Source organism: Rhodanobacter sp. FW106-PBR-R2A-2-24 (genome assembly GCF_058789615.1).
In genome coordinates, this window is the sequence record NZ_JBYTBV010000002.1 from 2,245,572 (window position 1) to 2,259,183 (window position 13,612).

Below are 13,612 nucleotides of genomic sequence, written 5' to 3' on the forward strand. Positions count from 1 at the left end.
CGGAGTCGAAGCATCCGCGAGACTGCCCTTCGACTCTGGCCCTGTGGGCCGACGCTCAGGGCGAACGGCGAGGCGCCGACGGCATCGTCAAAACCCCGCTGAATCCCCAAGGAAACGCACAATGACGACACCGAAACTGCACGCGCTCGCACTCACCGTGCTGCTGGGCCTGGGCCTCGCTCCGGTCGCGCTGGCCGCACCCGACGCCACCCCGGCACCCGTGCAAAGCGTGAGCAGCAACGGCCTGACGCTCGCGCTGGGCGACGGTTCGGTCACGATGCAATTGATCGCACCCGGCGTGCTGCATGTGCATTACCTGCCAAAGACCGGCGCCACGCCCGCCGGCCTGGTGATGGCGCCGCATCCCGATACCACCGCGTTCCAGCCGCAGCTGCAGCAGGGCGGCGACACGCTGACACTGCGCTCGGATCGCCTCGTCGCCACGTTCGACAAGCGCAGCGGCAAGCTCGCCGTGAGCGACGCGCACGGCCACCCGCTGCTGCAACAGGCCGACCTCGCCGCGCTCGCCAAGGGTCGCATCGTGCTGGACCACGCCCCCGGCGACGCGCTGTACGGCATCGGCGGCTACGACGCCTTCACGAAGGATGTCCGCGCCGGCCTGCTGCGCACCGGCAAACAGGTGGCGAAGGCCGGCGAGCAGGGCCACGCCGGCGCGCCCTTTGTGTGGAGCACCGCCGGTTATGGCGTGCTGGTGAACTGCGACGGCGCGGACTTCGACCTCGCGCGCGGCCACATCGCCATCGACCAGTTCGCACGGCCCGACGCCGACTACTACCTGCTCGCCGGTACGCCTGCCGAGCTGTTCGGCGAACTGGCCGATCTCAGCGGCCACGCGCCGCTGTTCCCGAAATGGGCGAACGGCTTCATCAACAGCCAGTGGGGCATCGACGAGAAGGAATTCCGCGACATCGTCGCCAGCTACCGCGCCAAGCACATCCCGCTCGACGCCTTCACCTTCGACTTCGACTGGAAGGACTGGGGCAAGGACTGGGGCGAGTTCCGCTGGAACCCGGTGAAGTTTCCCGACGGCCCGACCGGCAAGCTGAAGGCCGACATGGACGCACTCGGCGTGCACATGACCGGCATCATGAAGCCGCGCGTGCACGTGGACACCGTGGAAGGCCGCTACGCCACCGCGCAGGGCCTGTGGCTGCCCGGCGAGAAGGCCAGCCCCGACTACTTCTCACACCTGCCGGTGAAGGACATCGACTTCGACCAGCCGGCGGCGCGCGCGTGGTGGTTCAACCCGCAGCTCGCGCACAGCTTCGACACCGGCATCGTCGGCTGGTGGAACGACGAGGCCGACACCACCCAGAGCAACACCCAGTTCCTCAACATGCAGCGCGCCACGTATGACGGCCAGCGCGCGCACTCGAAGCTGCGCGTGTGGTCGATCAACCGCGACTTCTGGCTCGGCGCGCAGCGCTACGCCTACGGCCTGTGGTCGGGCGACATCGCCACCGGCTGGGCCAGCATGGCCGGCCAGCGCGTACGCATGCTCTCGGCGATCGACGTGGGCGAGATGCAGTGGGGCATGGATGGCGGCGGCTTCCACGGCCATCCCACCGACGAGAACTACGCGCGCTGGATCGAGTTCGGCGCGTTCACGCCGATCTTCCGCGTGCACGGCGAGTTGAACGAAAAACGCCAGCCGTGGAAGTACGGCCCGGTGGCCGAGGCCGCCGCCGCGCGCGCGATCCGCCTGCGCTACGCGCTCATGCCCTACATCTACAGCTATCAGCATCGCGCCAGCACGCAGGGCGTGGGTCTGGTGCAGCCGCTCAGCTTCGTCTGGCCGCAGGACGCGAACGCGCGCAACGACGTGGACGCCTGGCTGTTCGGCGACTGGCTGCTGGTGTCGCCGGTGGTCGAGCAAGGCCAGACCGCGAAGCGCATCTACCTGCCCGCGGGCACGTGGACGGACTGGGCCAGCGGCAAGCTCTACACGGGCGGCCAGACCATCACCATCCCGGTGGACGCGACGAACTGGCGCGACATCCCGCTGTTCGTGCGCGAGGGCGCGATCATCCCCACGGCGCCGGTGATGGATCACGTGGGCGCGCATCCGGTGACCGCGCTGCACGTGGACGTGTTCCCGGCAGCCCAGCCCACGCACTTCGACTATTACGACGACGATGGCGAAAGCTACGACTACCAGCACGGCGCCTATTACCTGCAGCGCCTCGCCACGCAGCGCAGCGGCGACACCGTGAGCTTCAGCCTCGCGGCGCCCGAGGGCAGCTACCGCCCCGCGCTGCGCGGCTATCTGGTGCGTGTGCACGGCCTTGCCGCGACGGCCGTCGACGGTTCGCTCAGGCACTACGCCACGCCGGCAGAGCTGGAAGCCGCCGACGGCGAAGGCTGGAGCACGGCCAGCGACCGCTACGGGACGCTCACCGTGCTGAAGCTCGATGCGGGCGGGGCGCGCAACGTCACGCTGCGCGCCGCCGCCGTCCACTGAACAGGGGTGTGGTGCGCCGGAGGCGCGCCGCACACGGATGTCCGCTGCCAGGTATGGCCATTGCCGCCACGCGAGGAGATGCCGGCCCTGGGCGCCGGCCAGCGTGGCGGCCTGCGTCCAGTTCGATCCGGGAGGGGTTTCGATGAAGCATCCGATGAAGCGCGCGCGCCACGCCCTGCGCAGGCTGCCGCTCGCCCTGTGCCTGGCGCTGGCCTGGTCCGGCGCCTCGCTGTGGAGCACCGCCGCACACGCCGCCAGCAACGACAACAACGTGGAATGGGCCGGCCTGTTCCATGACCAGGGACCGCTGTACGACAGCGCCGCCGAGCCCACCGCGAGTACGCCGGTGACGCTCACCTTCCGCACCTTCAAGGGCGACATCACCAGCGCCAACATCAAGTACTACGACAGCGCCGACGGCCAGTTCCATTGGGTGGCGATGCACTGGGTGGCCAACGACGCCACCGGCACCTACGACCTCTGGCAGGGCAGCATCCCGGCCAGCGCGTCGGAGAAGTACTACCGCTTCCAGATCAACGACGGCAGCGCCACCGCCTGGTACAACGCGGCCGGCATCACCGGCAGCGAACCCTCGTCCGGCGACTTCTTCATCGTTCCCGGTTTCAAGACGCCGGACTGGATGAAGAACGGCGTGATGTACCAGGTCTTCCCCGACCGCTTCTACAACGGCGACACCAGCAACGACGTCACCAACGGCCAGTACACCTACGCCGGCTGCGCCACCGAGCAGCATGCCTGGGGCACCGGCGTCACCGCCAACGTCAGCGGCTGCAACAGCGAGGTGTTCTTCGGCGGCGACCTGGCCGGCGTCGACCAGAAGCTGGGCTACATCAAGAACACGCTGGGCGCGGACATCATCTACCTGAACCCGATCTTCGCCTCGCCCACCAACCACAAGTACGACACCGCCGACTACTACACCGTCGACCCCGCTTTCGGCAGCAACGCCACGCTGCAGCAGCTGATCGGCGACGTGCACAGCAGCAGCAACGGGCCGCGCGGCTACCTCGTCCTCGACGGCGTGTTCAACCACAGCGGCGACAGCAGCTGCTGGTTCGGTGCGCAGCGCTACGGCACGATCTCCTGCCCGCAGCAGGGCGCCGACCAGTCGCAGTCCAGCCCGTACTACAGCTACTACACGTTCCAGAACTGGCCCGGCAGCTATTCCACCTTCTTCGGCATCTCCAGCATGCCCAAGCTGGACTACGGCGCCAGCGGCTCGGCCACACGCAACCAGATCTACGCCAATGCCGGCTCGGTGATGCAGACCTATCTCGCGCCGTCCTACGGCATCGACGGCTGGCGGCTGGACGCGGCGCAGTACCTCGATGCCGGCGGCAACAACGGCAGCGACGCCACCAATCACCAGATCATGCGGGAGCTGCGCGCGGCGGTGAAATCGGCGAACCCGAACGCCACCGTCATCGGCGAGTACTGGGGCGACGCCTCGTCCTGGCTGGACGACGGCGCCGAGTGGGACGGCGCGATGAACTACAACGGCTTCACCCAGCCGGTGTCGGAGTGGATCTGCGGCGTGGACGAAAGCGGCAACAGCGCCTCGTTGACCCCGGGCAGTCTCGACAGCTGGCTGCACGGCACGCGCGCCGACCTGCCGACCGACGTGCAGCAGACCATGACCAACTTCCTGGGCAGCCACGACACCTCGCGCTTCGCCACGCGCTGCGGCGGCGACATCTGGAAGACCTATCTCGCGCTGATCTTCCAGATGACCTACGTCGGCACGCCCACCATCTACTACGGCGACGAATACGGCATGCAGGGCGGCGCCGACCCGGACAACCGCCGCAGCTTCGACTGGAGCCAGGCCACCACCACCAACAGCGCGGTGGCGCTGACCCAGCAGCTCATCGGCATCCGGCGTGCCTATCCGGCGCTGCGCACCGGCTCGTTCATGACGTTGCTGACCGACGACAGCCACGACATCTATGCGTTCGGCCGCTTCGACCAGAACAACCGCATCGCCGTGGTGCTGAACGCCACCGGCGGCACGCAGACCGTGACGGTGCCAGTGCGGCCGCTGAGCGTGACCGATGGCAGCCAGCTCACCGACCTGCTCACCGGCCACAAGTACACGGTGAGCGGCGGCGCGGTCACGCTCGGCGTGCAAGGCCATTTCGGGGTGATCCTGGCGCAATGAGAGTCGACGGATCCCGCAAGCGCCTGGCCACGGATGGCCGCGCGCATGGACGACACCTGCCGCGCGACGCGGCAGGTGTCGGAGCCTGTGAAGATTTCCACGTCCTTTGGAAATCTTCATCGGCGCGTCCGGTGCATGCCCGTACGCGCCTCCGCCGATCCATCACTTGCGTGATGGATCGAGGTCCGGCCATCCGTGGCCGGCCTTCGAGGCTGAAAAAATCACAGCCTCTCAGCGGCGGCGGGCGCCGGCCGGCTGCCGCGGCGCACGCCGACCCGGCGCGGATCGCGGGCCATCTGCGTACACTGGCACGGGTTGGCCGCGTGCACGTCGTGCGGCCAGCCGGCCACGGCGGGCGGGGATGGGCAGACGGGGGCGCAGCGCATGATGCCGCTGGTCCGCGACCGGAACGAGGGGCAAACACATGAAGACGATCATCGCCGATGCAGCCAAACCGCGTGCCGGCCACGGGGAGGACACGCCATGAGCCTGTTCGGCAGCCTGATGCTGGCGCTCACCGCCGGCGCGCACGGCCCGCTCTGGCAGGATCAACTGCAATGGCGCGGCCAGCATGCCCGCATCGAAATGCAGGGGCAGGGCTACCTGCTGCATGCGGCGCACGGCGACCGCACGATCCCGCCGCCGCGCTACGGCGTGCAGACCGCCAGCCCCTTGTTCGACGGCCTGTACGCGATGGCGCAGGACGACCTCGCGCTGGATTCGGTGGAGGCCGTGCGCGACGGCGCCTACGGCCACGACCAGCCGATCCCCTGCCATTGCTTCGAGACGGGCGAGAAGTGGCCGTACGTGTGGACGCGCGACCTGGCGTATTCGGTGGATCTGGGGCTGTGGCGCTTCGATGCGGCGCGCGCGCGCAACGGCCTTGCGTTCAAGCTTTCCGCCAGCCGCGTGGCGGGCACGCCGCCGGGGCCGTTCGTGGTGCAGGACACCGGCTCGGGCGGCAGCTGGCCGGTTTCCACCGACCGCGTGGCCTGGTTCCTCGCCGCGCGTCACCTGCAGGACGACGCGGGCTTCGTCGACACCACCTGGCAGGCGCTCACCGCCACGCTGGCGCAGGAGCGCACCTATGCCTTCGATCCGGCGATGGGCCTGTACCGCGGCGAGACGTCCTTCCTCGACTGGCGCGAGCAGAGCTACCCGGCGTGGATGGCCAGCGACGTGGTGCCGATCGCGCAGTCCTACGCGCTCTCCACCAACGTGCTGCACTACCAGGCGCTCGTGCTCGCCGCGCAGATGGCCGCGGCGCGCCACGATGCGCGGGCCGACAGTTACCGCGCGCAGGCGGCGGCGCTCAAGGACGCCATCAACGCGCGCTTCTGGCGCGCCGACCGCGGCCTGTACATGAGCTACATCGGCGGCGACGGCTTGCCGTACGACACCTATGACTTGCTCGGCATCGCGCTGGCGATCAGCAGCGGTGTGGCCGACGACGCGCGTGCGCGCCAGGCGCTGGCGGCCTACCCGCTGTGGCCCTCCGGCAGCCCGGTGATCTGGCCCGAACGCAGCGACCAGCCGATCTACCACAACCGCGCGATCTGGCCCTTCGTCAGCGCCTACGCGCTGCGCGCCGCGCGCAAGCTCGACGACCCCGCGCACATCGCCTTCGAGATCGCCTCGATCATGCGCGGCGCCGCGCTGGCCGGCTCCAACATGGAGAACTACGAGCTCACCACCGAGGCCACCCACGTCAACGACGGCAAGCTCAGCGGGCCGGTGGTGGATTCGCCGCGCCAGCTGTGGTCGGTGGCGGCCTACCTCTCGATGGTGGGCGAGGGCGTGTTCGGCATCGAGGACGACGGCCGTATCGACCCCAAGCTGCCCACCGAACTGGTGCCGATGCTGTTCGGCCAGCGCGAACGCATCAGCCTCGCCTGGCCGGGCCGGCGCATCACCCTGGTGCGCCCGGCCAAACTCGACGGCAACCTGCTGGTGGCCGACCAGCGCAGCCAGCAGGGCGAGGAAACCGTGGTGCGGCTCAAGGCCATCCGCGTGCCCGCGCTCGCCCTGCGCGGCAAGGCGCCGCCGTTCGCGCCGGTGGCGCCCGCCGCGCCGACCGTGGCACGCGCTGGCGCGGCATGGCAGGTGCACAGCGCGGCGCCCGGCGTGCTCTACGTCAACGGCGTGCGCGTGGGCGCCATCAAGGCCACGCTCACGGTGCCGGCGCGGGCCGCGCTGCAGTGCTTCAGCGTCACCACGCCGGGCGCCGCCGGCCTGGAATCGCTGCCTGGCCCGCCGCAGTGCGAAGGCCCCTTCGTGCAGGTCGACGGCGCCTGGCCGCGCAGCTGGGTGGCCCCTGCCGCCGGCACCTACCAGGTGGCGCTGCGCTATCGCAACGACCACGGCCCGATCAACACCGGCATCACCGCCGCGGTGAAGCAGGTCGCCATCCGCTGCGAGGGCAGTCCGGTGCAGAGCGTGCCGGTGGTGATGCCGCACAGCACCGGTGAACAACTCTCCACCACGGCGCGGTTCAGCGCGGCCGCGGGCGCGCATTGCAGCTTCGGGCTGCAGGACGGCTTCAACATGAGCGGGCTGGCGAGCAACGCGCACTACACCGGCGGCGCGGGCGGCAGTGACGGGGCGTTGAACGACGCCGACATCGGCGCGCTGCGCATCGTGCCGCTGGGCACGGAAAACCCGCCGTGATGCCGGCAACTCCCTCTCCCCCGACAGCTACCCCGTCGGGGGGAGAGGGCTGGGGTGAGGGGGCCCATGCTCTTGAGCATTCCGTACAAGCGAAGAGCGCCCCCTCACCCAACCCTCTTCCCCGGGCCTTGCCCGGAGGAGAGGGCCATTCCCGCTGCCACGTGAGCCCAGGAACCACCCCATGACCCGCAAACCCGAGCTGTCGTTCTGGCAGATCTGGAACATGTGCTTCGGCTTCCTCGGCATCCAGTTCGGCTTCGCGCTGCAGAACGCCAACGTCAGCCGGATCTTCCAGACGCTGGGCGCGAACGTGGACCAGATCCCGGTGCTGTGGATCGCCGCGCCGTTCACCGGGCTCGTCGTGCAGCCGCTGATCGGCTACTGGTCGGATCGCACCTGGACGCGCTTCGGCCGACGCCGGCCGTACTTCTTCGCCGGCGCGGTGCTGGCCACGCTGGCGCTGCTGGCGATGCCGAACTCGTCCACGCTGTGGGTCGCCGCGGGCCTGCTGTGGATCATGGATGCGTCCTTCAACGTCGCGATGGAGCCGTTCCGCGCCTTCGTCGGCGACCAGCTGCCGCCGCGCCAGCGCCCGCTGGGCTACGCCATGCAGAGTTTCCTGATCGGCGTGGGCGCGGTGGTGGCCTCGTTCCTGCCGTGGCTGCTGACCCGCTTCGGGGTGGCCAACACCGCACCGCCCGGCGTGGTGCCGCACTCGGTGCTGTACGCCTTCGTCGTCGGCGCGGCGGTGCTGCTCGGCGCGATGGGCTGGACGATCGCCCGCACGCGCGAGTACCCGCCCGAGATGCTGCACGCCTTCGCCGACAATCCGCCCGATGTCGCGCCCGCGGACGTGGCCGGCGCGTGGCGGATCGGCGCGCTGTTCGCCGTCGTCGGCGTCGTCTTCGCCGCGCTGATCCACCAGCTCGTCCTGCGCGCGGAGCTGTATCTGTTGGCCTTTGGCCTCGCCGCCGCCGGCGGCTTGTTCCTGTGGCTGTCGCGCACGCGCAGCCAGGGCGCGCTGCGCCAGATCATGGGCGACCTGTATGCGATGCCGCCGGCCATGCGCCGGCTCAACTGGGTGCAGTTCTTCTCCTGGTTCGCGATGTTCGCCATGTGGATCAACACCACGCCGGCGGTGGCCGGGCATTTCTTCGGCTCCACCGACACCACCTCGGTGGCCTACAACGCGGGCGCCAACTGGGCCGGCGTGCTGATGGGCACCTACAACGGCGTGGGTATGCTGGCCGCGCTGTTGATCCCGCCGCTGGTGCGCGCGATCGGCCTGCGCTGGAGCCACCTCGTCAACCTGTGGCTGGGCGCGGCGGGCCTGGCCTCCTTCGTGCTGGTGCGCGATCCGCACTGGCTGCTCGCGGGCATGGTGGGCGTGGGTTTCGCCTGGGCCTCGATCCTCTCGCTGCCCTACGCGATGCTGTCGGACAACCTGCCGGCGGCGAAGATGGGCGTCTACATGGGCATCTTCAATTTCTTCATCGTGATCCCGCAGCTGCTCGCCGCCAGCGTGCTCGGCGTACTGCTCAAGTGGTTCTTCCACGACGACCCGAGCTGGGCGCTGGCGCTGGGCGGCGCCAGCCTGTTCGTGGCCGGATGGTGCACCTTGCGGGTGCGTGCATAGGGCGTGTCGCCCGGGCCGATGCTGGCATAAGGACGCTTTATGTACATCATCATAAAAATTTCCTTGGCTTATCGACAGCGCCGGGCCTAGCATCCGGCGACAACCCCGTCATTGCCTGTTGCGAGGCCGTCATGCCACGTTCGCTACTCATCGGTTTGCTCGCCCTTGGCCTGTTGCCCGCCGCCGCGACGGCCGGCGATGCCGCCTTCTGGCAGACGCCCACCATCAACGGCGCCGGCAAGATCCACCCGCTGCCGCAGGCGGCCTACCAGCCCGACCGACAGGCCACCTACAAGGTGGTGTTCCTGCTCACCCACGAGGCGCCCAAGCCCGATATGGTGAATGCCGCGCTCGACCACGTAGCGCGCACGGTGAACCTCTACACGCAGGCCGGCGTGCCGCTCGATCACCTGAAGTTCGTCGCGGTCGCCGCCGGTGGCGCCACCGCCATCGCGCTCGACGACGCGGCGTACAAGAAACTGTATGGCGTGGCGAACCCCAACCTGCCGCTGATCGAGCAGCTGCGCAAGGCGGGCGTGGACGTGGCCGTGTGCGGCCAGGCGATGGCCGAGCACCATTACGACTATGCATGGAAGGACAGCCACGTCACGCTGGCGCTCTCCGCGCTGACCACGGTCACCGAGCTGCAGCAGCAGGGCTACGCACTGCTGCCCATGTAGCCCGAAGGGTTGCAGGACAGCCGCCGGGCCATGCATGGCCCGGCGTCGCGCAGGCGCGGTACGCGCCTGCGCGAACGGAGCCAGGGCCGGCAGGCCGGCCTTGGCGAGCTTGAAATGCGCAGGACGCGCATTTCAAGCATCAAGCAAGCGCTCTTGCGCTGCAGCTGCCTTGGGGAAAACCGATGAAGCAAACCCGTTCGTGGCTGGCTGCCCTCGCGCTGTGCGCCCTCTGCGCCGCCGCCCAGGCCGCCACCCCTTCCGCGCAGGGCTTCCTGCCGCCGTGGAACCCGCCCCCGGACGGCCTGCAATTCAGCGTGCCGCCGTTCGACGCCATCGCCGACCTGCACGGCGACGTGGTCGATCCGCAGCTCACCGTGTTCTTTGCAGGCAACCAGTTCATGGTGGTGCACGACCTGGTCGCGGCCTTCAAACAGGCGCATCCGGCCTGCCAGCGCGTGTTCGTGGAAACCCTGCCGCCCGGCATCCTGGCCAGGCAGATCGAAAGCGGCGCGCTGGTGATGGGCAACCTGCGCCTCGCGCTGAAACCGGACGTCTTTACGGCCGGCAAGGGCGCGCTCGAACGCCTGCAGAAGGCACACAACTGGTTCGCCGCCAGCGCCGACTACGCGCGCAATCCGCTGGCGATCCTGGTCGCCAAGGGCAACCCGAAGCACATCGAAGGCCTGCAGGATCTCGGCCGCGCCGATGTGCGCGTGAGCATGCCCAACCCCGACTGGGAAGGCATCGCGAAGCAGATCGAGGCCGGCTACCGCAAGGCCGGCGGCGAGGCGCTGGACCATGCGGTGATGGTGACCAAGGTGCAGGACGGCAGCACCTTCCTCACCACCATCCACCACCGGCAGTCGCCGCTGCGTGTGTTGCAGGGTGAGTCGGATGCCGCGCCTGTGTGGTCCACCGAGGCGTACTTCCAGCAGCAGATCCTGCATCATCCGGTGGAAACCGTGGCGATCCCCGCCGCGCAAAACATCACCGCCACCTACACCGCTGCCCGCCTGAAGGCCGCGCCGCATCCGCAGGCGGCCAAGGATTTCCTCGCCTTCATGCAGAGCGCCACGGCGCAGGCGATCTACCGCAAGTACGGCTTCCAGCCGCCGCTGCCATGAGGCCCGCCATGCGGCATTTCCTTGGGGCCTGCGCCTTGCTGCTGGCGCCGCTGGCCGTTCACGCCACCGACGCCGCGACCATCGCGCAGCAAGGCAACGGCAAGGGCGCCGCACCCTGCATGGCTTGCCATGGCGTCGACGGCGGCGGCATGGCGGCAAGCGGCTATCCGCGGCTCGCCGGGCTCGATGCCGCTTATCTGCAACGCCAGCTCGACGACTTCGCCAATGGCACGCGCGCGAACCCGGTGATGCAGCCGAACGCGAGTGCGCTGAGCGAAGACGAGCGCGCGGCCATGGCGAAGTTCTACGGCGCGCTGCCGGTGCCCACGCTGGCGGCGACCGCAACGCCGACCGCCACCAGCGGCGAACGGCTCGCCACGCGTGGCGACTGGCGCCGCGACTTGCCCGCCTGCGTGCAATGCCACGCGCCCGGCGGCGTGGGCGTGGGCGCGAACTTCCCGCCGCTGGCCGGGCAGGGCGCGGCCTATATCGCGGCACAGCTGCGCGCCTGGCGGGCGGGCACGCGCCACAACGATCCGCTCGCGCTGATGCAGCACGTCGCCAAACAGCTCACGCCGCAGGAGATCGATGCCGTGGCCGGCTGGTTTGCCGCGCAGCCGCTGCCGGCCAAGGGGAGCACGCCATGAAACATGTTTCGCTCGCGCTGCTTGGTACGCTGGTGCTTGCCGCGTGCACGCACCCGGCGCCCGAGGCGCCAGCCACCGCGAAGCCGGTGACAACCGCCAGCGTGACGAAAGCCGCGAGCGAGTCGGCGAAGGCCAAGGTGCCGCCCGCGTTCACGCCGCCACCCGAGTCGGCGATCCCCAGCGGCCCGCTGGGCGACGAAATCCGCCTGGGCCGCGCCATCTTCACCGACACGCCGCAGCACGCGCGCGACTATGTGGGCAACGGCCTCAGCTGCAGCAACTGCCACCTCGACGCCGGCCGGCTCGCGAACTCCGCGCCGCTGTGGGGCGCCTGGGGCGTGTACCCGCAATACCGCAAGAAGAACGGCCGCGTGAACAGCTTCGGCGAGCGTCTGCAGGGCTGCTTCCGCTTCAGCATGAATGGCAAGGCGCCGCCGCTGGACAGCGACGTGATCGTGGCGCTGGAAACCTATGCGTGGTGGATGGCACAGGGCGCGCCCACCGGCGCGAAGCTGGCCGGCGCGGGCTACCCGAAGCAGGGCTTCAAGCCGCCGCAGCCGCCCGACTATGCGCGCGGTGCGCAGGTGTTCGCCACGCACTGCACGCTGTGCCACGGCATGGATGGCCAGGGCCAGCAGGTGGCTGGGCGCAACGTGTTCCCACCGCTGTGGGGCGCGCAGTCCTTCAACTGGGGCGCGGGCATGCACCAGCTCGACAACGCCGCCGCCTTCATCAAGGCCAACATGCCGTTCAGTCGCGGCGGCACGCTCAGCGACCAGGACGCCTGGGACGTGGCGATGTTCATGGACGCGCACGAGCGCCCGCAGGACCCGCGCTACACCGGTGACATCGCCGCCACGCGCGCGAAGTACCACGACACGGCGATGTCGCTGTACGGCACCACGGTGAACGGTCATCTGCTCGGCAGCGAGCCGTCGAAGTGAACACGCCCGTGCATCGCCTCACGCCCGCGTTCGGCGTGGCCGGCCAGCTCGCCGCGGACGACCTCGCCGCGCTCGCCGCGCAGGGCTGGCGCAGCCTTGTCTGCAATCGTCCCGACGGCGAAGTTGCGGGGCAGCCGACCAGCGCCGCACTCGCGCAAGTCGCCGCGGCGCACGGCCTCGCCTGGCGCCATCTGCCCGTCGTCTCCGGTCAGTGGCACGATGCCGACGTGGCCGCGTTCGCCGCGGCGCTGCGCGACATGCCTGCGCCGCTGCTGGCGTTCTGCCGCAGCGGCTCGCGCTCGATCCACCTGTGGGCGCTGGCGATGGCCGGCACGCTGGATGCCGCCGACATCGACCGCCTTGCCGCCGACGCGGGTTACACGGTGGACGCCACCGTCCTGCAGCGCGGCGCGGCGCAGTGATGCTGGCGCCCGAGCTGCTGGCGCTGGCCTGCGGCGCGCTGGTGGGTTTCTCGCTGGCGCTGATCGGTGGCGGCGGTTCCATCCTCGCCGTGCCAATGCTGCTCTACGTGGTGGGCCTGCCCGACCCGCACCTCGCCATCGGCACCAGCGCGGTGGCGGTGGCCGCCAATGCGTTTGCGAACCTGCTGCCGCATGCGCGCGCCCGCCATGTGCGCTGGCGCCCGGCGCTGGCGTTCGCGGTGACCGGCGTGCTGGGCGCCTTCGCTGGCTCCACATTGGGCAAGCGCGTGGATGGCCACCATCTGCTCGCGCTGTTCGCGCTGCTGATGCTGGTGGTGGCGGCGCTGATGCTGCGCGGCCGGCACGGCGGCATGGAGAGCCGCTATCCGAAGCCGCGGCTGTATCCGCGGCTGGGCGCCACCGGCTTCGGCGCCGGCGCGCTGGCTGGCTTCTTCGGCATCGGCGGCGGCTTCCTGATCGTGCCGGGGCTGATGTTCGCCAGCGGCATGGAGATCATCACCGCGATCGGCAGCTCGCTGGTTGCGGTCGGCGCGTTCGCCACCACCACCGCGATCAACTACGCCGCCTCGGACCTGGTCGACTGGCGCGTCGCGGCGCTGTTCGTGGCCGGCGGCATCGCCGGCGGCTGGCTGGGCGCGCGCCTCGCACGGCGCCTCGCGCGTACGCGCGGCGCGCTGAACCGCGTGTTCGCACTCGCTATCTCGGTGGTGGCGGTCTACATGCTGGTGCGCAACCTGCACGTCTGAGCGAGGGCTTGACCTTGCCCCAGGGGCAAGCCCTAGTGTCCTCGTCCGATGTCGAAAACCACCG

Annotated in this window: 10 protein-coding genes; all 10 read left to right on the forward strand. The window is 69.8% G+C overall.

The window, feature by feature from the left end:
- Positions 1-121: 121 nt before the first annotated feature.
- The 10 genes from AC3WQA_RS11355 to AC3WQA_RS11400 all read left to right on the forward strand — a co-directional run bounded on the left by AC3WQA_RS11355 (position 122) and on the right by AC3WQA_RS11400 (position 13,548).
- A complete protein-coding gene (locus tag AC3WQA_RS11355; protein WP_492675161.1) occupies positions 122-2,482 on the forward strand; it encodes a glycoside hydrolase family 31 protein in 2,361 nt (786 codons plus the stop codon).
- Between the two features lie 142 nt (positions 2,483-2,624).
- On the forward strand, positions 2,625-4,661 hold the full coding sequence (locus AC3WQA_RS11360; RefSeq protein ID WP_492675162.1) for a glycoside hydrolase family 13 protein: 2,037 nt from the start codon (positions 2,625-2,627) through the stop codon (positions 4,659-4,661).
- Between the two features lie 483 nt (positions 4,662-5,144).
- Complete coding sequence (locus AC3WQA_RS11365; protein WP_492675163.1) at positions 5,145-7,328, forward strand: alpha-L-rhamnosidase-related protein; 2,184 nt, start codon at positions 5,145-5,147, stop codon at positions 7,326-7,328.
- 181 nt (positions 7,329-7,509) lie between these two features.
- Entirely contained in the window at positions 7,510-8,964 is a 1,455-nt protein-coding gene (locus AC3WQA_RS11370) for an MFS transporter (protein ID WP_492675164.1), read from the forward strand.
- Positions 8,965-9,095: 131 nt separating this feature from the next.
- On the forward strand, positions 9,096-9,644 hold the full coding sequence (locus AC3WQA_RS11375) for a DsrE family protein (protein WP_492675165.1): 549 nt from the start codon (positions 9,096-9,098) through the stop codon (positions 9,642-9,644).
- 182 nt (positions 9,645-9,826) lie between these two features.
- Positions 9,827-10,768: a molybdate ABC transporter substrate-binding protein gene (locus tag AC3WQA_RS11380; RefSeq protein ID WP_492675166.1), complete on the forward strand. Its 942-nt coding sequence runs from the start codon at positions 9,827-9,829 to the stop codon at positions 10,766-10,768.
- A gap of 8 nt (positions 10,769-10,776) precedes the next feature.
- Positions 10,777-11,415 carry a c-type cytochrome gene (locus tag AC3WQA_RS11385; RefSeq protein ID WP_492675167.1) on the forward strand — a complete coding sequence of 213 codons (639 nt, stop codon included), beginning with the start codon at positions 10,777-10,779 and terminating at the stop codon, positions 11,413-11,415.
- The gene (locus tag AC3WQA_RS11390) at positions 11,412-12,359 is read left to right on the forward strand and encodes a c-type cytochrome (protein ID WP_492675168.1); all 948 of its coding nucleotides are present in this window, start codon (positions 11,412-11,414) and stop codon (positions 12,357-12,359) included. The genes AC3WQA_RS11385 and AC3WQA_RS11390 overlap by 4 nt, the downstream gene beginning before the upstream one ends.
- Positions 12,356-12,781: a protein tyrosine phosphatase family protein gene (locus AC3WQA_RS11395; RefSeq protein ID WP_492675169.1), complete on the forward strand. Its 426-nt coding sequence runs from the start codon at positions 12,356-12,358 to the stop codon at positions 12,779-12,781. Before AC3WQA_RS11390 ends, AC3WQA_RS11395 begins: the two co-directional genes overlap by 4 nt.
- Complete coding sequence (locus AC3WQA_RS11400; RefSeq protein WP_492675170.1) at positions 12,778-13,548, forward strand: sulfite exporter TauE/SafE family protein; 771 nt, start codon at positions 12,778-12,780, stop codon at positions 13,546-13,548. Before AC3WQA_RS11395 ends, AC3WQA_RS11400 begins: the two co-directional genes overlap by 4 nt.
- Positions 13,549-13,612 lie beyond the last annotated feature (64 nt).